Raw genomic sequence first — 24936 nt, 5'->3', positions numbered from 1 at the left:
AGTGGCCCACCACAATATCGGTTGGTCAACGACTGCTTCATGGGAATGCATGCCGCCGCGTCGCGTCATTCGACGCGCATCAGCCGTTTTAGCCACGCACTAATTTGCATCGAATCCCATGAGCTTGGGCACATGCGTTATTCATGACGTGTCCGAACAACTGACTATACAAACGCCTCACCGCCATTTTTAGCCGTATAGTGCACGCGCACAATCACATCCGTGAGCGAGGCTAAAAGCGCTTGTTGTCGGAGCGGGTTGGGAAACGCCAGTTCCCAGCTAGAGTGGGCGCCCGTACCTTCAAACGGCAAATAACGTTCATCGTCAAAGCGCATGATAAAAAGCCCATCGTCATCAAGGCCTGTGGACAGCGCCACCTGTTGGCTAGCCCGCAGATTTTGCACGACGCTGGAAGGCGCCACTTGGACCTCACCGCGTAAGAACTTAGCTCCGTCGGGATCGGGCGAAGCTAGGAAGGCGTTGTACGCCTGCGTGAGCGTTGCGCATACATTCTCATAGGGGCCCAAGATCCCGGGCAGCGAGACGCTCACGCGCGTAATGCGCCGTTGATAGAGCCCCGGATAGTCGTCGTCAAAATCTTTCTCGCACAAGTTAAAAGTGATGCGACCGTAATCGTCTTCATTTTTATGCGAATCAGTTAGCGATTTTTTCCAATCTGCACCCAGCAACTGCTTAAGCGACACCGTCTTGACAATTTCTAACGGGCGCTCGTTGCGCGCCAAATACGCGGCATCCATTTTGATGAGATTGAGCTTCAGCCCTTCGCCCACTAGCAAGCCGCGATACGCGTCCTTCCAAGTGCCGGGTTGGATAAAGCGCGTGGTAAAGTCCCCCATTTCATACTGCCAAGCGGCCTCGGCGGCCAGACACAACGACAGCACTGCGTCATAGGCTTGGTAGTAGAACGTCGAGGTTTGGCTGGCCAGCCACTGGTAGAGCGAAGCTTTGGTAAAGCGCGTGGCGAGAAAATCCATCAGCTCGCGCGCCTGTTCCTGCGCGCGCTCCGCGTGCCGCAACTGAACCCGCGTCGCCTGTGTTTGTGCCTGTAGTACTTTTAGCTGCTCGTCGATCTGTTCCTCTTCGAGCTGCGCCTGCTCAAGCGCAAGCTTCCACTCCTGCTCTCGACGCTTATAGGAGGCCGTCGTCGCCAACGATTCTGCACTCGTGTACATCGTTCGTGCAACGGCGGCAACACCTGTGGCAATGCCCTCCGGCACCGATGAGTAATTACTGCCACCGTTTGCCAAACCAAATACGTTCGGTGCAATATCCAGTGCCAGCGCTGTGCCGCGTGCTATGCCGTATGTTGACTCAACAATGCCGGCTGCACGGCGCATCTCATCGGCCTGATTTTCTTCCGACAGCACGCCTTCCCTGATCAGCTGTTCATAAAAACGAATCCGTGCCCGCGTAATACGCTGGCTCGCCTTTAGCGCTTCCTCGTTGGTCGCGTCAACAGCCTGCGTCGCGCGCTGCAATTCGATGGCAAACTCTGACAATTCCCACAGATGCGCCTGCCCACGCTCCTGGAGTTCGGCTTGATCGCGCCGCTCGAGCATCGCCAGCAGCGTGTTACCAAATTGGATCAGTGTTTCCACCGCATTCAGTGCACGGCCGTACATAACTGAATAGCGGTAGTGCGGCACTACCGCCAGCGCTAGCCGTCCGCCACTGCGCGCTGTGCCACCTGCGGCAAAACGCGCCAGCAGTGCTTTGGGATCAAGCGGCGGCGCGAACAGCGGCAACTGCAGCGCCTTGCCATCGATGGTGCGACTGTCACGCAGATTACGTAGACGGGATTCGATTATGTCCCACATTTCAACCAACAGCTTGTTCATCGGCACCTTGAACTTGTCGGTGTCGAGTACTGACATGGTGGGATCCGGCTCGGTGTGCATGAGCAACACCTTGGGCAATGGCCGCCCCGTCGATGGAATCAATTGGCCACCAGACGATGACGCGGGGCTCGCCTTCTGCAAGCGCTGATCGTCATCAAACATCGACGGCGTCTGCGCCACCTCGTTTTCCAGCTCACGCAGCGCAAGGTTTCTCGTTTGCGCCAACTCACCTAACGTGATAGGCGACCAGTGGTTTGTTGCCCCTGCATTCGGGCGCGGTCCCAACAAATTCAGCGCCCGCATATACCATAGCTTGGCCTCGCCCAGGCTATCTGGTGTCAGCTCGCGGTACGCCCAGTCTCCGCGTGCGATCAAATTGCGGATCATGAGCATGAACACCGCCTTGCGATAGTGCACCGGATAGGCCGCCGCCACCCCGTCGGGGTCCACTGGCGCACGGACCGCATACTCTAGCGCGGGGCGCTCGTACTCCGGCGCGATCGGGCGTACGTTCCAGTAATCCGGTCGATCACTGCCCTCTTGGCGACGATACGCTGGGTTAAAGACAAAGTTGAGCCATTCGTCGCTGTCGGCAAAGCTTTGTTCCGTATGAAAGCGATGCGCAATCATGAACGGCAGATGAAAAAAGAGCTCCCAAAAGTACAGCCCGTTAGCGCCCTTGAAATCCATTGTCTCTACCTCAGTACCCGTTATGGCCGGCTCCTCAATCATTTGAGAGTCCCATGACAGCAGACGCTCCAGCGCAATGTTGGCGTGGTTAATCAAATCCTTGACGAACAACGTGTTCATCCGGATAGGCCGGCGTGGGGTTTGACCGTCGTCACTTTTTTCTGCTGTCGAGCCGGCAAAGTCGATAAATTCGACCACGCCAAGCCGATTATCAGCGTTCCTTGCAATTCGCGGCGACTTGCCGTTAAAACCGCCCACCTCGAGTTCGATCTCGGTTAATCGGCGCGGCCAAGCAATATCTTTACTATCGTCTTGAACCCAAATACCAGGTTGAAGATAAATTTTTTTATTATTATCAGCATGCCCCCATCCATCGGGGACCAGCGTGTTTGGATTAATGTCGATCGTGGCAGATAGACTTGCTGTGTTTGGCAACATCTCTTTATGGTCATCACCAACAATAACAGTTGTCGCGTTCCCGTTCAATGGGATGGGCGGGTCATTGTTAGCGTCTGGAGCTTGGTTGTTCGAGTGCCAGAGCACGAGACGGAAAATGGCATTGGGGTTAGGGATAGAGGTTGTAGATACGTAACCAGAATCTCTTAATGGATAAAAATTGCCCATAAGACAAAAATCATTATTAATAAATTCCCCATCGCCGCTGGCGCAATATTTCGTAATATCAACCTCTTGGCCCGGAGATAATTTTAATCCATCTTCGAATTCAAAACCCCTGTATCCTGAGTTTTCCTTATTTGAGATGACAAGGAAAATCTTAGTATTAATATCTTCTGATGAGATATTTTTTAAAAAATAAAACCCCTTTTCATAAATTTCAGTGTAGATTAATTGACGGCCAATTATCACATATTTTTTATCATTAAATACAATATCTTTGCTTATTTTAACTGTTAAATTAAGTTTTTTATTTTCTGAATCGAATATTACTTCGTTATCTACCCGCATGTCAGAGATATATTGTTGATTGTCTTGCCAGTTCCAATTAGCGTTCTGATCACGGTGTGGCGACGTTGTACAAGCAGACTTGAGTTTCGGGAAGATAGAAAATGCATGCTGAAATCGTCGTTCAATGTTGATATCCTGAGCAAAGTGACGGACAATCCTACGCATATAGTGTTCAGTGCCCGGCGACGACTTGATACCAACTTCTTGAGTCTCCGCCATAGCATCCATTTTTTCTTCGTCTTGCGGCCAAATCCTTTCAATCTTAAAGCTGGGATCAACCGCAATATTATGCAAAAATACACATTTATCCTGCTTACCCTCTGAACTTTCTCCCTTTTCGTATTCCCCATATACACTTAACATCATTTTGTACGGTTGCGCCGAGCTGTCATGCACCGCAATGGTGTCAAATTTATCTAATGAAATGCCGGCTGGCACCATCGTATCAATATAGGACCGAATGGCACTCCAACTGTCATCATATTTTTTGTAAATTGCATTAAGCCTTATCTGTGGGCGAATCATCGAGGGCGGATCATCGGCCAGGCGTGACGTTTTGTCTACAATGGGCAACGGCTCACCTTTTGGCGCTCCAGTCGGATACCAGTCCAACCACACGATGAATAGACGATTGTTGAAAAAGATCGGGCGGATGGTGCGCTCGATTGTGGCCTCCCCCACCGGTAAATCGATACGCTTCCAATCCGACCAAGCGCCCGGATTGATCGTGTCTACTTTGTGTTCAATTGATCCGGACATTTTTGCTCGGTCAGACATGTCGACGCTGCGCCAGTAGTACGCGTTCTCGGCACTGGACCGGCCAACGAAGTAGTAGGTGGCGTTTGCAAAGTCATCGCTGCTCGCATATCCATTGATGATCGATAAGTTGGCCACCTCCTCGAATTTGGCAAGATACGCGAGCACCGCACTTTGGACAGAGTCAGCCTGAATGCGATTTTGCGTAATCGCGGTTTCAAGTTCCTCAAAGTAGGCAGATTTTTTTAGGCGCAGTGCCGGATCTAGGTAGATCGACGGGTGAAAGCTCAACTGCTGACTAGCCGCCCAAATCGGATACTGGCTCTTTTGATCGCGCCACTCAGCCACATCGTGGGACTCTACGCCACGGGTTGTGTAGCCCGGTTCCATGTTCATCATAATGGCATTGACGTACTGCTGTACGCTTGCGATGGCTGAGGTCACCCAGCTAGTCTCCACGTTTTGCGTGACCAGCGGATCTAATAACAAAAATTGGTAAAGATCATTTGGCGTCTTAACCTTGTGGGTCAACTCCCACTCTGACCGAAAACCCTTGTGATTGGGGATCACTTCTTCTAAGACATAGTCCACCAGCGCGTCGCGTAGTGTTTCATTCAACTTGCCTTCAATGCTTGTTGTCATGCGAATTCTCCCGGGATGCCCGCGGATCATGGCGGGCAGAATCACAGTGATGAGAAAATGGTTAGCGCTGCGCGGCGGTGGGTGAAGATTGCGCCCGTTGGGCAGCCATCGCCCATTGACCGGCTTGCTGCCAGTCGCTGGCATCGCTCGCCGCGTGCATGCCGGATAGGGCAAGCAGCGCCGCTACACTGAGGTTCGTGCGCTTTGCTTGCGCATCGATACGCAACAGCCACTCGACATCGGCAAAGCTGCGTGCCACCTGCTGCGGCAAGCGCCGTGTGACCGCTTCCACATCAGCAAGCGTCCATCCAAGCAGATCGGCCAGTGCACGATGGCAAGCGCACAACCACTCGTCATTGTTTTTAGCCTCTTCCGGGTTGGCCAATGCGAAGTACCGCAGCACCGCATCTTCTCCGCCTGCCACGTCGGGCAGCCATGCCTGATAGCGCTGTAGTAGATACAAGGTGCGCAAATCGGATAACCGTAACGCTGGGTCCAAGCGAGCATCGAGCCAAGCCGGTCGACTCGTCAGTGCATGTAACGACGTACTGAACAAGCGAAGCTCAAGCACGGCCTGAGCATGACGCACAACTGTGCCTAGTAACCTTAAGTAATCACTGGAAATGTCGTCTTCATTGACCGGGCCGGCTGCATGTTCACTTTCTTCAAGCGTGCTCACCAAAAAAGCGTGAATCGTATAGCCGCTCAAGGCCAACACGCTTGGCGCCATCTCATACGGTAAGCCAATAAGCTGATCCAGCTCGACTTCTACCACCGCAGCTTGCTGACGCTGCGCACCGGCCAGTGCCGCCGTCAGCAACTCTGTCGCCTTGTCCTCTTCTTGCTCTGTCAGTTCCAACGAACCGACGACGCTCTGCACCCGCTCTCGAAGCATCACGTCTTCTACTTGTCCATACGGCCATGAAAACGGGTTGACCAACCCGTAGTCGTCCACTAGCGTGCCGCCTCCAGCACCTTCTTCAACGCTTGTCGTCGTAATTACCTCCATCCAGTTGATCGGCTGACGATCTGATTTATTGCGGCTCTTGACTGCCGTTCCTTCCGTTTCGTATCGAGGCAAATCAAGATTATTCAGCATCGTTGGCGTGACTGCGTGACTTACAGCCCCCTGCGTGATCCGCTCAATCATCTGCGCGACTGCGGCCGTCGCCAGCACATTGGCCGTTTCATGCCCAAGATAGTGCCGCACTTGCTCGACACTTAACTTCGCGTCGCACAGCCAGTCAATGACCCAGTCCAACTGCATCAGAATATCTAGTGCATCTACCGCTTTCCCCTCGCTAAGTGCGGCGTTGTCCACGCTTTGCTGCCCCCCTACCGGCGTAGAGTGAGGGCGGCCAGTGAGACGCCCGTATGCGATTATGTGCGTATAGTTTTCGCCGCCGAGCACCTCTAACAAATCTAAACAATGCTCAGTAGACAACCCAAACATTTGCGCGATGCGCGCCAGCCGGTAAAACATTGAGAACAGTTCAACGGTCCGTGACCAGTGATGGTTAGGACACAGCTTGCGCATGAGTTCTGCCACACGACCGAAGGATTCAGGCGTATCGGTAAGGTTCAATGCCGCACATAGCTGTATTGCAGTTTGCCGGTACGCGTCGTCATCAGGCTCTCCCATTGGTGTGCCATCTGGCACGAGTGGTACTTCCAATAACGGCGGGTCGTTGAACACGCGGTCGAATAAGTTTTGTCGCCCTGCCGACGCGTATGGACTGATGACATAAAAAAACGCGGCAAATTCCTCCGCCTCGATACTGTATTTTCCATTGAAGTAACTGAACGCGCCCAGCGTGCGAACGGTGTTTAAATTGGTTTCCAGACTCAGATTATCATCGAATTCCGCGCGCATTGCGGCAACGATCAACGTATCTAACTCGGCAAAAGAAAGACCTGTCCAGCGCTGCAATCGAATCATGCGCTGCAGCCTGTCAAAACGGTCCAACGAGGTATTCACAAGATACTGTTGGGTCGGGTCGCCTGTAGCGGGTTCAATGTCCATCGAGGCTGAATACCAGTCCTTTGGCTTATTATCCACCCCAGTGCCATTGACATAGACTGCCCCATAGTGGTGGGGATAAGGATAGCGGCAGCACGCCGGCTGCTCATATCCTTGTTGCAACAAAAAACTGTTAAGTGGCGGGACGTTCGCAGAAACAACTGGCGCGTACTGGCCACGAGCAAGGAGTGCGTCTAATGCGTCGCCCTCTAGATCAGTCTGCTTTAAAAATGTGACCAAGTGGGTCAATTCGATCGCACTCGAGTCTGCAATCGGTAGACCATAATAATTTTTGAAAAAATCTTGCGCATCATCCGACAATTTAAAAAAACCTTTCTGCTCACTGTTATGAACAAAGCCAATACGCCAACGCAAAAATTTATTGTATCCAGGCGGCCTTATCGACCAACGCGTCTGCGCGTCGACCGCAAACGAACCTGTATAGGTTTTTTCATTTTCTGGCAAGTTCTGACCTTCGTTGTCCTCTGGGCGATATTGAAGCCGAAAGGAAACCGGCCTTTCCTTATGCCCAATCCCAGCGTTCATCGCATAAAAATCTATAAATCTAATATCTTTTCGAGCCAGCAACTTAACCTGGTGTGACTCGCCGTCGGCATTGGTAATGTTAAATGTGACGAACGTCTCGCTCTTGTCATCGTTTTGTTCGCTGGGCTCGCCCGGCCCTTCTATATCTGGCTGGGACGGTATGACGTATAACATTTGGTTAGCCCGCTCCGCCCATTCAGGTCGCGCATGGGTACCTGGGCTAAGCCAGTAGGTAGAATCGAATTCCGATCCCGTCACAAAATAGAGATTGGCAAAAAAGGGAGGGTGCGTCAGTATCGCTTGCTGCGCCGAAGAAAGCTGTGACAGCGCGGGTAGCGCATAGCCAAATGCCTTTTGATCGTCAATGGTTTTAATTTCGATTGGCACATTGGGCTGCAAACGATAAATCAGTGTGCCAAGCGGCGCTTTCAGTTCCGCAAGCCCTAACATGGTTTGATGGTGCGCAAACTCATAGGGAAAGCGAAACGGATGATGCCTTTGTGCCAAAAGTTGATGAACCGTCTTTCCTTTATCTTCCGTGTCTTCTTTGTATGCGTCAACAAGCGCCGTCAGAACACGATTGACAATGGCCAGTGCCGGCACAACCTCATACGTTGACGCGTGATCGATGCGCAAATCCTTTAAATCAGGTCTGCGCAGATCCAGCGGGATACGCCTCCCTCCTGATTCTGCATGCTCGCTTTCTAATTTCTGGGCAAATTTGTAGATGTCGTACAAATAAGCTAGCGGCGCATCCCACGCCTCTAGTGCTCCACTCTCGCAAAATTCAAACCATTTTTCCTGAAATTGGTCTGCGTAAAACGGTCCTTCATCAACCAAACCTCGAGTGGCTTGACCTGGTTCCCTTTTGGGACGCGTAACGGCGTGCTCGCGATAGATTCGCGCAATTTGAACCGCATAACGCAACGCGTTGTCGTACACCTGCTCCGTATCGCCCCGCCATTGGACGCCAAGCACTCCCATGAACGTATGCTTTGGCTTGGCAACGATATCAAACACTGACCGAAAGCCTGTTTGTTCCAGCACACTTTGAAGAGACAAGTCGGTATGCTGGGCTTTCACGCCATGCTCAGGGGCAAGCTGCTGGAGCAGGCGACTGGACGCCACCTCTTTGACCGGCCCCAGACTTGGCGCCGCTTGCGTGTCGGTTGCACCTTGCTCGCCTCGCTCTGGCGGCTCGTCGGAGGAAGGGACAGAAACGGTGGTGTCATTCATGCAAGCTCCTGGAACAATACAAGCGTTGCCTGCTGTAACGAGGCAACAGTGATTGAATGCGCTACAACTGGCATGACAGCGCGAAGCGCGCCGCTAACATGCATGCACTGTCACATTGCAAGCATCGCGCAAGGCCTCGGCTTCGCAGGCCGATGAGATGCCAGCCCTACGCAGTGCAACTTCTAAATGGGATTGATTGCGTCAGCGATAACCACAAACTTCTGTCGAGCCGCAAAGGCTTTGCAGTGATATGAAATGCGCTCAGCGTAAAATCGCTGCACAGCAGGCTAGACAGGATCGATCTAGGTGCTGAAAAAAGAAAAGCTGGGACCGCACTGGCACAACGTTATTCGGGCTACGATGAGGTACTTCGTCATTGCTTTCACTCCAGACATCGCCTGTATGAAACGGCAGTCTTGGCTGCCGACGAATCACCCCATTCTTCTTAATGGCCCGCACCACGTACGAAGATGAAACCTCTTCTTACGTGCACAGTTTGCCAATGAGGTGGGTCCACTATAGGCCCAAATCGCAAACCATTCAAATAGTTTTGCTTTTATAAATCCGCCAAAATTAGAATAAAAAGCATCTAAACAGTGATCCACACAAAGAAACAATTAAATAAAATTTAGCTTGACGGAGGATTTTTCGAAACAATAGTTATCACCTTGTACTGGGCGATGTTGTAGACTGGGCTGTCGGGATGAAACTGCTGCGCGAGCCAGATTTCTGTTTGGACAGTGGATAACGGATAGGTAACGGACGTATCGCCAACCGACATGTGAGCTCCAGCCCAGGCAAAAGAGCGGCCCGATTTTAATTACATGAATTAACGACACATGAATGAAATATAGGGTTATTCATCTTATTGCGAAAAATTCACGTCCAATTTCGTCGTTCCTTATGGGATAGGCATAGCACATCACGCCTGTGCGTTAAGCATACTGCACCAAGAGCTTCAATAAACAGTTTAGCTGGCAGTGTTCATATATTGTGCCATTTATCATATGACTGAATCCCTCTTTTATCTAGCATTGTTTAACTCTTAGCACCAGCCCTTTAACATTTGCATCGCATTGGTTGCCGCAATTCGCAGAGGTGGCTGCGCAAGTTCGGACAGTTGGATAAGTGGAAAGGACGGGGGCCTGAACCGGCGATAATGCTGGCAAAGGAACCTGGAAGATGACGAAGAGAACGAGACGGACGCATTCAGCGACGTTCAAAGCAAAGGTGGCGCTGGCGGCGCTCAAAGGCGAGCGGAGGCTGGCCGAACTAGCGCAGCAGTTCGATGTTCACCCGAACCAGATCACGCAATGGAAACGGCAGTTGCAGGAACACGCGGCGGACGTGTTCGGCACGGCTGGCATGTTGTCGAGTGAGCCGCCGGTAGACCTGAAGGCGCTGCATGCGAAGATCGGCCATTTGACCCTGGAGAACGATTTTTTAGAAGGTGCGCTCACCCAAGCGGGATTGCTGAGCGCAAAGCGATGATCGAGCGTACGCATGCGCTGCCGGTTTTGCAGCAAGCGCGGCTAGTGGGCATCGCGAGATCGAGCGCGTATTATCGAGCGCGGCCGTGGAAACAGCGCGCCGAGGAACAGCGGCGCGGCTTCGCGGTCATCGCAAGCGAGATGCGCGCGCCGGACCGGTGCGACAGCAGAAATGACTTCAGCCGCTGCCGAGCTTGCCGTAAATTATCCCTGGCAGATGTCCAGGCCCGCGCCAGATCTCTGAACATCTCATCTTCAAGGCTCGGCACGTAGACTGCCGATAAGTCTCCAGCGCGCAGGGAACGCACCAACTTGATCGAATCACGCCGATCCATCTTCGCGCGTTTCCCGGGCTTGCGCGGAATCAGTGACGGCGCGCATACCATGCAGTCGAAACCTTGCTTGTTCAGACGCCGATACAGGCCGTAGCCACAAGGACCCGCTTCATACACGACGCACACCTGCCGTGCTCTCGACTGTAGCCGTTTACATAGGCAATCGATGTTCGTCGCAGTCGCTCCAATCTTGCCCATCGATTCGACTTCGCCCCCATTGATGGCATAGGCGACTGTGATCGATTCCTTATGTACATCCAAACCAACGTATAGCGTGCTATCGTTGTCCATGCTGGCTATACAAACCGATTTTATAAAATCCAATTATTAATTAATATAATACATATTCTTTCTAACATCATTTTTGATGCTTATGTAATGCATTTAACTTCTGGCGAAGAATATGACCAATCTGGGCAGTCGGGGTCGGCAACTCCATATCGTAATGCTTACAGGCAATGTCGTGCACTTCAACATAGCCCCGAACGTAAGGCTGCCATGCCTGCGGTGGAATGAGCTTATCAGACGTATCCTGTAGCATCGTGGCACGGAAAAAAAGCATGTCGCCACCATAAATACGTGGCGAAAAGCTCGTCACAATGCGCTGGTTGTTCTGAATCACCGCGCGGATTTTCTCCCACAAATAATGGCCTGCGTCTGACGAACTGGCTGCATCGTGGCGCGCAAACAGAGAGATATAAAAATCCGCTCCTTCGATGACTTCCGACTCATCATGTCGTTGAGCATGGTCTGGCGTGGCATCGAGCACCGCCAGCAATGCGACCCGCTCACCCTGTTGTTCAAGCTGCGTGGCCATGCTGTGCACGACGTTTCCACCCAACGACCAGCCCAGCAGATAGTAAGGCCCATTGGGCTGAATACGGCGGATTTGATCAATATAGTCCGCCGCCATCGCCTCGATTGTGGGAGCAGGCGACGAAACGCCATCAAGTCCACGTGCTTGCAAGCCATAGACCGGTTGATCCGCCTCTAAATGGCTCGATAGACCTCGATAGTGCCAGCTCAGTCCACTGACGGGATGGACGCAGAAAAGCGCAGGGCGAGTGCCGTGCGGCTGAATCGGCAGCAAAACAGCAAACGAGTCATCCTGCTCGCTGTCTTGCGCGGATACACGCTGTGCTAGTGCCGCGAGAGTCGGCGCCTCAAACAGCGTGCGCATCGAAATGGACAAGCCTAATGCCGTGCGGCTGCGACTAATCATCTGTACTGCGAGCAACGAATGGCCCCCGAACGCAAAGAAGCTGTCGTGCCGACTGATACGCTTCACACCCAATAGCTCAGCCCAAATCATCGCGAGCGTCGTCTCGAGTTCGCCTTGCGGCGCTTCATATGCTTGCCGCGCAAGCGCCTGATCATCGGGTGCGGGCAGTGCACGTCGATCGAGCTTGCCGTTCGGTGTCAGCGGCCACGCATCCAGCCGCACAAACGCACTGGGTACCATATATTCGGGCAGGCTTGCTGCCACCTGCGCACGCAGCGTGCTCGCCAGCGACTCATCGGCCTCAGCGACCACATACGCAACAAGCCGCTTATCCGTGCCCTCACCGCACGCGAGCACCACCGCATCACGCACCTGCGGGTGTGCCGTTAAGCACGCTTCGATCTCGCCCGGTTCAATCCGAAAGCCGCGAATCTTCACTTGCTCATCGTTGCGCCCCACAAACTCCAGATTGCCATCCGGTAAATACCGTGCCAAATCCCCAGTCTTATACAGCCGTGCATCCGCGTCCTCTGAGAACGGATCAGGTACAAAGCGCTCGGCGCTCAACGCCGGGCGGTTCAGATAGCCCCGTGCCACCCCAGCGCCACCAATATACAACTCGCCGACCGCATCCAGTGGCACTGGCTGGCTGTGCGCATCGAGCAGATAGATCCTTATGTTCGCTATCGGCCGGCCGATTGGCACAGTGTCCCCTGTATAGTTTGCCGGGCAGCTCCAGGCCGTCACGTCAATTGCCGCTTCCGTCGGACCATACAAGTTATACAGCTGCGCGCCCGGTAACAGCGTTTGGCAAAGCCGCACACTCGCCCCTGGCAGCGCTTCGCCACTGCAAATCAGCCGTTTTACAGACGTACAGTGCTGAACCCCTTCATTGTGCAAAAACACGCTAAGCATGGACGGCACAAAATGAGCCGTAGTGATGCGCTGCCGAATGATCAACTCTATCAAGGCAGCCGGATCTTTATGCACATCGGGTGCCGCCACAACCAGGGTAGCGCCATTGAGTAAAGTCCAGAAAAATTCCCACACAGACACGTCAAAACTCACGGGTGTTTTTTGCAGCACACGATCGGCCGTCGTCAAACCATAAGCTTGTTGCATCCACACCAGACGATTGACGAGCGCTTGGTGCTCATTCTGTACACCCTTGGGTGTGCCGGTGGAGCCCGACGTATAGATCACATACGCCAGATGCCGGGCCGTCAGGCCCGCCACCGACGGATTCGTGTCTGGCAACGCCGGCAGGGTGGCCGGATCGAGCACCGTACACTCGGCCAGCGCCGCCTCGCCCAGCGCAGCGCGCCCGGCCGCATCGGCCAGCACAATGTTCGGCGCCGCATCGGTGAGGATGTGCACCAAGCGCTCACTCGGATAGCTCGGATCCAGCGGCACATACGCACCCCCGGCCTTCAAAATCGCCAACAACCCCACGACCAGCGCAGCACTGCGCTGCACGCAGATCGCCACGCGCGCATCGGGCTTGACGCCCCACTCGATCAACTGGTGCGCGAGGCGATTGGCCTGTGCGTTCAGCTGCGCATAGCTCAACGTTTGGTCTTCATACACCAGCGCTGGCGCCTCGGGAGTACGCTCAACCTGCGCTTCGAACAACTGGTGGATGCATAAGTGCGACGGATAGTCCCGCTGCGTCGCATTCCACGTGTTAAGTAACAACTGGCGCTCGGCCTCGGGCAGCACCTGCAACTGCTGCACGGCGGTGTCGGGCGCCGTCTCGAGCGCGTCGGCCAAGCTGTGCAGCGCCTGCTGCATATACGCGCACACTCGCTCGGGCTCCAGCGACGGCACGCTCTGGGCCGTTAGCCCCAGCGCCTGCCCAAAGTCCTCCACCGACAGTGTCAACGGGTAATTGGTGCGCTCCTGCGCGCTCAACAATTCGACACCCGGTAGCCCGCCGCGCCCGTTTGAGTCCATCGCATTGTGCCGGTAATTGAGCAGCGCACTAAACAGCGGCGTGCCCGCCGGCACCCCACTGCAGCGCTGCGCGAGCGCCAGTGACGCATGCTCGTGTTCCAGCAGCGCCGCCAGCCGCGCGTGCGTGTCCCGCACACACGCCTGAACACTGCCGTCCAAATCCACGCGCAGCGGCAGCGTATTGATAAAGAGCCCCATCGCACGATCGGCACCCTCACCCGCTTGCATCCGCCCGAACAGCACCGTGCCAAACACCACGTGCTGCTGACCGCTCGTGCGTGCGAGCACCTGTGCCCACGCCAGGTGGCACAGGCTCGCTAAGCTCACGCCCAGGCCTCGGGCGTGCGCGCGCAGCCGATCGTTCAATGCCTGCGGCAGCATCCGGTGCGCTTCACGCACGTGTGCACCGTCATGATGCACCTGCGCCAAGCCGAACGGCAGCGTTGGCTCCTCGATGTCGGCGAGCATGTCGGTAAAAAAGTGCTCGTGTTCGGCTTGGCTTACACCCAGGTGTGCCTGCGCGACCAAATTACGGAACGGTTGTGCAGCAGGCAGCGTTCGGCCTTCACCTGCAATGAACGCTTGCACCTCCGCGTGCATCATTTCAGCAGTCGAGTGGTCACCAATCAGGTGGTGCAACAGCTGGACTACCTGCCAGCGGCCATCGTTGTCCTGAGCAATCGCAAAACGCAGCAGCGGCGCTTGCGTCAAATCCATCCGAGTGTGACGCGGATCGAAGCGCTGCGCCAACTGCTCGGCGATCGGTCCATCGGTCGGATCGAGCGTCAGCTCGGTCACCGGCAGCCGCGCGTAGCGCCACACCACTTGCGCGGGCATAGACACGCCTTCCCACACGAACGCGGTACGCAAAATATCGTGACGATCGATCACCTGCTGCAGCGCGTGCAGATACTGGTCAAGCCGCTCACGACTATCAAAAGCGAACTGCGTGATCAGCAAATAGGGATCGCCTTCGGTGGCCAGCACATGGTGAAACAGGATACCGTCCTGCAGCGGCGACAGTGCATAGATGTCTTGGATATTCGTGATGCCACCGGGCACCTGCTTGACAATGTGGTCAATATCGGCCTGCGTCAGCTCGATGAGCGGCAGCATCGAGGGCGTGAGCACCGTCGTCTCGGGCGTCATGACGTTGGGTGGCACCACCACGTCACGATGCTGGCCCAGCGACTGGGCCAGTGCGCTGAGCACCGGCGTGTCAAACAATGCGCGCACGGACATCCCCAGACCGCGACGGCGCAGGCGCTCAATGAGCTGCACCGCCAGCAGCGAGTGACCGCCCAAGGCAAAAAAGCTGTCGCGACGACTAATCTTATCTACACCCAGTAGCTCGGACCAAATCGCAGCCAGCGTGGTCTCGAGCTCGCCTTGCGGCGCCTCATACGCCTGATGCGCGAATGCTTGCGCATCCGGTGCCGGCAGCGCACGACGATCGAGCTTGCCGCCGGGCGTCAAGGGGAACGCATCGAGCCGCACAAACGCGCTGGGCACCATATACTCGGGCAACGCTGAGGCCACATGCGCGCGCAATGTGCTCGCCAGCGTTTCATCCGCCTCAGCGACCACATACGCGATCAGGCGCTTGGCGTTGCCTTCGCCTTGTGCGAGCACCACCGCATCGTGCACCTGGGGGTGTTGCACCAAGCACGCCTCAACCTCACCGGGCTCAATGCGAAAGCCGCGAATTTTGACCTGGTCATCGTTACGGCCCAGGAACTCCAGGTTGCCGTCCGGTAAGTAACGGGCTAGATCGCCCGTCTTGTACATCCGAGCATCGGGTTCAGTCGAGAACGGATCACGCACGAAGCGCTCGACGCTCAACTCCGGCCGGTTCAGGTAACCGCGCGCAACGCCCGCACCGCCAATATACAGCTCGCCGACCGCGCCCAACGGGACGGGTTGTTGATACGCATCCAGAATATAGAGCCGGGTGTTGTCAATGGGCCGTCCAATCGTGCGCCAGCTACTTTCGTCGTCGGTGACCTCATACACAGTTGCGGTGACCGTCGTCTCGGTCGGGCCATAAACGTTCAGCAAACGCGGCCGGTGTCCCTCGCCGGCAAACCATGCATCACGTGCTGACGCGCTCAACGCGTCTCCACTAATCATGACCACACGTACACTGTTGGGGAGGGGAATTTTTTCCTGGACCAGTTGAGTCCAGAATTGAGTCGGCAAATCCATTACGCTGACACGGTTGGCCTGGCAAAGTGCCCAGAATGACTGGGCCCCGGCTAACCAAGCATCAGTGCGGAGCACTAAAGTCGCGCCCTGAGTGAGCGTGACGAACATTTCCCCAATTGACGCATCAAAGGACAAAGACGAACACTGCAACATCCTGTCTTGCGCAGTTAAGCCAAGGCTGCGCACCATCGCTGTCACCAGGTTGACCAAGCTGTGGTGTGTAACCATCACCCCTTTAGGCTGGCCTGTGGAACCTGACGTATAAATTACATAGGCCAAATGCTGTGCATTCAGCGACAACTTGCACGCGTCAAGATTGTGCGCGCTTTGATGGGCCCACTGCGCTGCATCAGCGTGCAGATCCAGTACCGGCACACCGGCTCCTAAGCTTTGCGTTACCGCGGCAGGCGGTGTCCCCACGCTGAGCAATACTGCAGGGGCACTATCTTTCACCATATAAGCCAAGCGTTCTGGTGGATAGGTGGTATCCAGCGGCACATACGCGCCGCCGGCCTTGAGCGTGGCGAGCATGCCCACGACCGTCTCCGGGCTGCGCTGAGCGCATAGCGCCACCCGTGCATCGGGCTTCACACCTAACTCGATCAGCTGGTGTGCCAAGCGGTTAGCTTGCGCATTGAGCTCTGTGTAGCTGAGCGTCTGGTCTTCGTAGACCAGTGCCGTCGCCTGGGGCGTGCGCTCAACTTGCGCTTCAAACAATAGGTGGACACACAGATGCGCTGGATAATCGCGCTGCGTCGCGTTCCACGTCTCAAGCAACAGGGTGCGCTCAGCCGGCGCCAGCAACTCGACGCGATTAACCAGGCACTGGTCGTCAGCGGCTATCGCCTGCAACATGGCCTGCAGATACCCGACATGCCGCTCGATCGTCACGCGATCAAATAACGCCGTCGCATAGCCCAGACTACCGACGATTTCCTCGCCCGCCTCGTACAGACCTAACTCCAGATCAAACTTGGCAACGTCATAGACGAGCTCCATCGGCTGCACAGTCAAGCCGGGTAGGTTACAAGCCGCGATCTCACTGTCCTGCCACGCAAACATCACCTGAAACAGCGGCGTATGCTCGAGCCGGCGCGGCGGCTGCACGATCTCCACGACTTGCTCGAATGGCAAATCTTGATACGCTTGTGCGTCCAGCGTCGTGCGCCGCACGCGCTCGAGCAACTGTGTCACACTGGGCTCACCGGACAAATCTACGCGCAGTGCGAGCGTATTGACAAAAAAGCCAATTAACGGCTCGATTTGATAGTGGTTGCGATTGGCGCTCGGTGTGCCAATGACCAGATCATCCTGCCCCGACAGCCGCGCGAGCACCGCGCTCCACGCCGCGAGCACCGTCATGAACAGCGTTGCGCCGTGCGCTTGGCTTACGCGCTTGAGCGCCCCCGTGGTTTGGGCATCGATACGAATCGGCACCTGCGCACCGGCAAACGATTGCTGCGCCGGACGAGGCCGATCAGTGGGCAACTCCAGCATCACCGGTGCATCCGCGAGCGTCGTACGCCAATAGTCGCTTTGCGCTTGCAGCCGCTCACCCAAAAGCCACTGCCGTTGCCAGGCTGCATAGTCCGGATACTGAATCGCCAGCGGCGGCAATGGATCGGCTTGGCCGTCACAGGCTGCGCGGTACAGCGCATTCAGTTCGCGCACCATCACGCCGATCGACCAGCCATCCGACACAATATGGTGCTGCACGAGCAGCATGACGTACTCGTCATCAGCCAATTGAATGCCGCAGGCGCGCATCAGCGGGCCACGCGCCAGATCGAACGGCGCCTGTGTTTCTCTCGCGCTGAGCCGGGCGAGTTGGGTATCCGCGTCGGGCACGCCGCGCAGGTTATGCCAAGTCATCGGCACGCCTGTCTCGGCGGACAACAGCTGCACCTGCGGTTGACCGTCAATGTTCACAAACACCGAGCGCAGCGCTTCGTGGCGCGCCAAGAGCGCATCCAGCGCCTGCTGCCATGCGCCCCGATTTAGCGGCCCCCGCACGCGCAGCGCAAGCGGTATATGATAGGCGTCGCTCGCCCCGTCGAGCTGCGCGAGGAACCATAGCCGTTGCTGCGCAAACGACAGCGGCAATGCTCCGTCACGCGACACCGGCGTAATCGCCGACGATACGCTACTGCCTGACGTGCGTTGCGCACTGATCGCGGCAGCTAGCCCAGCCAGCGTGGGCGCGGCAAACAATGCCGCGAGCGGCAATGGCATACCGAGTGCGGTCACCCGATTCATCAAACGTATCGCGAGCAGTGAATGGCCGCCCAGTGCGAAAAAGTTATCATGCCGGCCCACCTGCTCGACGCCCAGCAACTCGGCCCAGATTTGCGCCAGTGTGGTCTCGAGCTCGCCTCGCGGCGCTTCATACGCTTGATGCGCAAGCGCGTCCGCGCTTGGCGCGGGCAGCGCACGCCGGTCCAGCTTACCGTTGGGCGTCAGGGGCCACGCATCGAGCCGCACGAACGCACTGGGCACCATATACTCAGGCAGCCTCGCCGCCACCTGTGCACGCAGTGTGCTTGCGAGTTGCTCGTCCGCTTCGGCCTGCACATACGCCACCAGCCGCTTAGCCGAGCCCTCCCCTGTTGCCAGCACCACCGCATCACGCACCTGCGGGTGCGCCGTTAAGCACGCTTCGATTTCCCCCAACTCAATGCGAAAGCCGCGAATCTTGACTTGATCATCGTTGCGGCCCAAAAATTCAAGATTGCCATCAGACAAATAACGAGCCAAGTCGCCCGTTTTGTACATCCGCGCGTCGGGCTCAACCGAGAACGGATCGCGCACAAAACGCTTAGCGGTCAGCTCCGGGCGGTTTAAGTAACCGCGCGCGACGCCCGCACCGCCAATATACAACTCGCCGACTGCGCCCAGCGGCACCGGCTGGCCGTAGCGATCTAGGATATAGAGCCGGGTGTTGTCAATGGGCCGTCCAATCGTGCGCCAGCTACTTTCGTCGTCGGTGACCTCATACACAGTCGCAGTCACCGTTGTCTCGGTCGGGCCATAAACGTTCAGCAAGCGTGGCCGGTGCCCCTCACCTGCAAACCAGGCATCACGTGCTGACGCGCTTAACGCCTCTCCCCCAATGAGAATGGCGCGTATCCGGCTGGCAACGGGCGCTGCGTCTTGCGCCAACTGTGTCCAAAACTGCACGGGTAAATCCACCACGCTCACCTGGTGACGTTCACAAAGCGTCCAAAATGGTGCGGCCCCGCTCAACCATGCATCCGTGCGCAGCACCACTGCCGCCCCCTGTGTCAACGGCGTAAAGATCTCCTCGACCGACGTATCAAAAGACAGCGGCGCAAATTGCAGCATCCTGTCCTGCGCCGTGATGCCAAGCGCTCGCGCGATTGCGGTGACAAGATTGGTGACGCCTTGGTGGGGAACCATGACCCCTTTGGGCTGGCCTGTGGAGCCTGACGTATAAATTACATAGGCCAAATGCTGTGCATTCAGCGACAACTTGCACGCGTCAAGATTGTGCGCGCTTTGATGGGCCCACTGCGCTGCATCAGCGTACAGGTCCAGTACCGGCACGCTAGCGCCTAAGCTTTGCGTCACTGTGGCAGGCGGTACTCCCATGCTGAGCAATACGATGGGCGCACTATCCGTCACCATATAAGCCAGGCGTTCTGGCGGATAGGTGGGATCGAGCGGCACATACACGCCGCCAGCCTTGAGCGTGGCGAGCATGCCCATGACCGTTTCCGGGCTGCGCTGAGCGCATAGGGCCACGCGTGTATTGGGCTTCACGCCTAACTCGATCAGCTGATGCGCCAAACGGTTAGCCTGTGCATTCAGTTGCGCATAGCTCAGTGTCTGGCTTTCATAGACTAGCGCGGTTGCCTCCGGTGTGCACGCCACCTGTGCTTCGAACAGTTGGTGAACGCATTGATGTGCCGGGTAATCACGCTGCGTCGCGTTCCACGTCTGAAGCAGTAAGGTTCGCTCCTCGCTGGGGAGTACCTGCAGCTGCCCAATCGGCTGGCCGGGCGTTCCCTCAAGCGCATCAGCCAGGCTTTCCAGCGCCTGCTGCATATATCCGCACAGCCGGTTGGGATCCAGTGGCTCAACGATTTGCGCAATTAGTTCCAACGCTTGTCCAAAATCTTCAATCGACAGCCCGATCGGATAATTGTCACGCTCTTCGGCATACAGCAGCTCCACACCCGGGAGGATGTTGCGCTCGTTTGAGCCCATCGTATTGTGCCGGTAATTGAGCAGCGCACTAAAGAGCGGCGTGCCGGCCGGCACCCCACTGCAGCGCTGCGCCAGCGCCAGCGACGCATGCTCATGCTCGAGCAGCGCCGCTAGACGCGCATGCGTGGCACGCACCGCTGCCTCCACACTGCCCTCTAAGTCCACGCGCAGCGGCAGCGTATTGATAAACAGCCCCATCGCGCAATCGGCACCGTCGCCCGCGCGCATCCGACCAAACAGCACCGTACCAAACACAACCGACTGTTGGCCACTGGCGCATGAGAGCACCTGTGCCCACGCCAAATGGCACAGGCTCGCGACACTCACGTTTAGGCGCTTCGCATGCGCGCGCAGCCTATCGTTTAGTGCCTGCGGTAGCCTGCGGTGCGCTTCACGCACGTGTGCGCCGTCACGATGCACTTGCGCCAAGCCGAACGGCAGCGTTGGCTCCTCGATGTCGGCGAGCATGTCGGTAAAAAAGTGCTCGTGTTCGGCTTGGCTTACACCCAGGCGCGCTTGCGCGACCAAGTTACGGAACGGCTGTGCCGCAGGCAGCGTCCAGCCTTGACCTGCAATGAACGCTTGCACCTCCGCGTGCATCATTTCAGCAGTCGAGCGATCGCCAATCAGATGGTGCAGTAGTCGCACCAGCAACCAGCGGCCATCGGTGTTCTGAGCAATTGCAAAACGCAGCAGCGGCGCTTGCGTCAGATCCAGCCGAGTATGGCGAGAATCGAAGCGCTGCACCAACTGCTCGGCAATCGGCCCGTTGGCAGGATCCAGAGTCAGTTCAGTGGTCGACAGCGGCGCATCACGCCAGACCACCTGCGCGGGCGTGGACAAGCCTTTCCAAATAAACGCAGTGCGCAAAATGTCGTGGCGATTCACGATTTGCTGGACCGCATCCAGATACTGATCGAGCCGCGCTCGCGTATCAAAGGCTAGTTGCGTGATCAGCAGATACGGATCACCTTCGCTGGCGAGCAGATGGTGAAAGAGAATCCCGTCCTGTAGCGGCGACAGCGCATAGATATCCTGGATATTCGCGACGCCACCGGGCACCTGTTCGACAATGTGGTCAATATCAGCCTGCGTCAGCTCAATAAGCGGCAGCATCGAAGGCGTGAGCGCCGTCGTGTCGGGCGTAATGACGTTGGGTGGCACCACTACGTCATGATGCTGGCTCAACGTTTGCACCAGCGCACTGAGCACCGGGGTGTCAAATAGCGCGCGCACGGACAGGTCCAAGCCTAGTAGGCGCAGGCGCTCAATCAATCGCACCGCGAGCAGCGAATGGCCACCAAGCGCAAAGAAGCTATCATGCCGGCTTACACGCTCGACGCCTAGCAGCTCGGCCCAGATTTGAGCCAGTGTGGTCTCGAACTCGCCTTGCGGAGCCTCGTACGCGTGATGCGCGAACGCGTCAGCGCTTGGGGTGGGCAACGCACGTCGGTCTAGCTTGCCATTGGGCGTCAAGGGGAGCGCGTCAAGCCGCACAAAGGCACTGGGCACCATGTATTCAGGCAAACTCGCCGCCACATGCGCGCGCAGCGTGCTGGCCAAGTGCTCAACGGCCTCAGCGACCACGTACGCGACCAGACGCTTGCCGTTGTCTTCGCCTCGCACGAGCACCACCGCGTCACGCACCTGCGAATGCTGAGTGAGGCATGCTTCGATCTCGCCCGGCTCAATGCGAAAGCCGCGGATCTTGACCTGATCATCGTTGCGGCCCAGGAACTCCAGGTTGCCGTCCGGTAAATAACGGGCTAGATCGCCCGTTTTGTACATCCGCGCATAGGGCTCTTGAGAGAATGGATCGCGCACGAAGCGCTCGGCGCTCAGCTCCGGGCGGTTTAGGTAACCACGCGCCACGCCCACGCCGCCAATATACAATTCGCCGACCGCGCCCAGCGGCACCGGCTGCCCCTGCGCATCGAGCAGATAAATGCGTGTGTTTGCAATTGGGCGGCCGATGACCTCCTGTGGCAATATTTGGTCCACGCGGCCGTATTGATAACTCGTGACGTCACCATTCACTTCCGACGACCCGTAAAAATTGAACAACTGAATACTCGGCCATGTGGCAATAACCTGTCGCGCCAACTCGGGTGCTAACCGCTCACCGCTGCATATGAGCACTCGCAGTCTGTCGAGTTGGTTTTTTTCTTTTTCCAAAAAGCATTTGAGCAATGACGGCACGATAACTAGATGGGTCACGCCAGTCTGCCGCAAGCGTCGCGCGAACAAAGGCACATCTTTAACGGTGGCGTTGTCAAATACGACTAGCATGCCACCTGCGAGCAACGCCCCGAGCGTCTCGGTGATCGAATCCACAAAACCGATACTCGTCTTCAATGCAGTGACCGGGGGTTCCTCTAGTACATCTTGAGTGAACCACAGCAGGCGGTTAGTCAGTCCACCAATGGTTGCTCCAACCCCCTTGGGCTGGCCCGTAGAGCCAGAGGTATAAATCACATAAGCTAGATGGTGCGGTGTCAAAGACGGCACTCGTAAGTTATGCTCCGGGTAATTCCATTCAGCGCCGGCATCCAAATCGATGACCGGTATTAGTTGCTTGCCAATCAAGTCTCGTGTCGAAGTCTGGACCAGCACAGTCATCGGCGCGGCATCCCGTAAAATATGCGCGAGCCGCTCGCCCGGATAGCTTGGGTCGAGCGGCACATACGCGCCGCCGGCTTTCAGGATCGCCAGCAGTCCGACGACCATCGCCGGCGAACGCTCGACACAGATCGCCACTCGTACATCGGGTTTAACGCCCAGCTCGATGAGCTGGTGTGCCAAGCGGTTGGCCTGCGCATTCAGTTGCGTATAGCTCAGTGTTTGATCTTCATAGACCAACGCCGTGGCCTTGGGCGTGCGCTCAACTTGCGCTTCAAACAATTGGTGGACACACAGATGCGCTGGATAATCGCGCTGTGTTGCGTTCCACTCGACCAGCAGCCGATGCCGCTCGTTGGCGTCGAGCAGGTCGATGCTGTCAATCGGTTGCGTAGCATCGGCAGCTAACACCTGCATGAACCGGATAAACCGACGCTGATGTGCGCCGAGTGCCTCCGTGGTGTAGCAGGCAGGATTGGCGTTCAAGTCAATCCGTAATTGATGGCTGCCCGGTGTCCAATAGACACACAGCATCAAGTCCTCGACCGGACCACTGAGCAGACTATGTCTTGTCGACGGATACCCAGCAAACAATAGATCCTGGTAAAATGGCATCACGTTGACTGTGGTACCAAACAGCTGTTGCCCGGACGACAGCCCAAGTTGGCGCCGCAGCGCTTCGCTCGGGTAGCGTTGGTGCTGCAACCCACTTTGCATCTCCTGCGCGACCTGCTGCATGAACGACGATAGGTTCATCCCTGGTCGCATTGTGAGCCGCAGTGGCAGTATGTTGGATATCATACCGGGAATATGGCGGTCGGCACCGAAGCGGGCCTTGACCGGAAGACCTAATACGACGTCTTGTTCACCCGTGAATCGATAAAGATACGCGGCCATCGCCGCCGTCACAAACTGTGCTAGCCGACGGGCATCCGACGCAGTGTCGCCCAACGCCTGGGTGGCCAGATAAGTCGTCTGACGCAGCCGCTGCTGTAAAACAGGGGCACTGCGGCTTGCCAGCGTTGCGGGCTCGGGCCAATTGGCGCAGTGCTTGAGCCAATACGCTTCGTCCCGTGCGCGCTGAGCAGACGCCTGGTATTGCGCATCGCTTTCCAACAACTCCAGGACGGAGCCGAAAGTGCACGGCTCTGACGTTACGCCCGCGCACAGCGCGCTATACACGTGTGCAACGCGTTGGGTGATCAGGGACTGGCCATAGCCATCCATCATGATATGGTGATAGCGCTGGTACCAAATCCATTGCGCGGGCGCCACTTTCAGCAACGCATAGCAAAAAAGCGGGCCCTGCATCAGATTCACCGGCTGCTGATAATCGGCGCACATCCACGCCTGGGCCGCTGCCTGAGGGTCGGCTTGCGCCGTGAGGTCCAGCACCGGCATTGACCATGCGGGTGCACCGATCCTCTGCCGCAGCCCATCATCGCTGTCGACAAATTGCAAGCGCAGGGTGTCGGCTTCATCGATCACTTGACGCAATGCCGCTTCAAAGACGGCCGGTTCAATCGCGCCTTCGATAACTATGTACTGCGCAATGTTGTACACGGGGCTGTCTGGATGCAGCTGCTGCGCGAGCCAGATTTCGGTTTGCGCACTGGATAACGGCTGTGTAACAGGCGTGATGCTAGCGTCCATAACAAAGCTCCGATTCAGGCAACCGAGCAGCCTGATGTTTAATAGTTGTACGAACAGATATTAATACGGTACCAAGAATCTATCGTTGCTCTTCAGGAACCACGACGGCTTTGATGACACGTCGCGTGCAATTTTTAGTCATTCACTGCGGCGATCAGGGCCACCTATCGGCACGCGTCGGTGTGTCGTTCGTGTCGCTTGATTGGCCATTGATCACGCCATGACCAATTTATGCCAAGCTTTAGCGAAGACGCTGAGCATCACACGCGTGAGGCTGTGCGCGAATTGGCATTGCAGTCGGCCAAGCAAGACAGTCAAAAGAATAGGGCAAGCAACCGCACCGCACTGGCGCGGCGTCATTGGGTTCAGTACTGGGGTACTGCTTCATTTCTCCCTCCAGATATTACTTTTTTAGCCATACGGCTACAGCAACGCACCGTTCGCTGATTAATCAGCACAACGTTAACTGCTTGACGTCTCGCAAGCACTGCACCCAACTGTCAGGAGCCGCTACAAA

General features: G+C 56.4%; 4 protein-coding genes and 2 pseudogenes. 1 reads left to right on the top strand and 5 read right to left on the bottom strand.

All coding sequences use genetic code 11. The features are described from left to right. Window positions 1–164: 164 nt before the first annotated feature. From KPG66_RS14850 to KPG66_RS14840, 3 genes are all read right to left on the bottom strand, one after another. Window positions 165–4913 carry a neuraminidase-like domain-containing protein gene (locus KPG66_RS14850; protein ID WP_237071297.1) on the bottom strand — a complete coding sequence of 1583 codons (4749 nt, stop codon included), beginning with the start codon at window positions 4911–4913 and terminating at the stop codon, window positions 165–167. Window positions 4914–4974: 61 nt separating this feature from the next. After that, window positions 4975–8715: a Tc toxin subunit A gene (locus tag KPG66_RS14845; RefSeq protein WP_237071296.1), complete on the bottom strand. Its 3741-nt coding sequence runs from the start codon at window positions 8713–8715 to the stop codon at window positions 4975–4977. A 628-nt stretch (window positions 8716–9343) separates the two neighbouring features. Further along, window positions 9344–9496 carry a hypothetical protein gene (locus KPG66_RS14840; RefSeq protein ID WP_237071295.1) on the bottom strand — a complete coding sequence of 51 codons (153 nt, stop codon included), beginning with the start codon at window positions 9494–9496 and terminating at the stop codon, window positions 9344–9346. Window positions 9497–9897: 401 nt separating this feature from the next. Here KPG66_RS14840 and KPG66_RS14835 point away from each other — a divergent pair. Continuing rightward, window positions 9898–10292, top strand: a pseudogene (locus tag KPG66_RS14835) (transposase); the annotation flags it as partial. Between the two features lie 71 nt (window positions 10293–10363). On the opposite strand, the pseudogene KPG66_RS14830 reads toward KPG66_RS14835, so the two are convergent. Both KPG66_RS14830 and KPG66_RS14825 read right to left on the bottom strand, forming a co-directional pair. Continuing rightward, a pseudogene (locus KPG66_RS14830) lies at window positions 10364–10831 on the bottom strand (IS110 family transposase); the annotation flags it as partial. Between the two features lie 67 nt (window positions 10832–10898). Then, a complete protein-coding gene (locus KPG66_RS14825) occupies window positions 10899–24419 on the bottom strand; it encodes a non-ribosomal peptide synthetase (protein WP_237071294.1) in 13521 nt (4506 codons plus the stop codon). Window positions 24420–24936 lie beyond the last annotated feature (517 nt).

It is taken from the genome of Mycetohabitans sp. B2 (assembly GCF_021733735.1).
In the GTDB taxonomy this organism is placed as follows: Bacteria; Pseudomonadota; Gammaproteobacteria; order Burkholderiales; family Burkholderiaceae; genus Mycetohabitans; species Mycetohabitans rhizoxinica.
The sequence above is the reverse complement of the archived record's forward strand: the minus strand, read 5'-3'. Positions and strand labels throughout refer to the sequence as shown.

Coding starts and splice junctions, on each gene's coding strand:
- KPG66_RS14845 (WP_237071296.1), bottom strand. CDS start 8,715: ATGAATGACACCACCGTTTCTGTCCCTTCCTCCGACGAGCCGCCAGAG.
- KPG66_RS14825 (WP_237071294.1), bottom strand. CDS start 24,419: ATGGACGCTAGCATCACGCCTGTTACACAGCCGTTATCCAGTGCGCAA.
- KPG66_RS14850 (WP_237071297.1), bottom strand. CDS start 4,913: ATGACAACAAGCATTGAAGGCAAGTTGAATGAAACACTACGCGACGCG.
- KPG66_RS14840 (WP_237071295.1), bottom strand. CDS start 9,496: ATGTCGGTTGGCGATACGTCCGTTACCTATCCGTTATCCACTGTCCAA.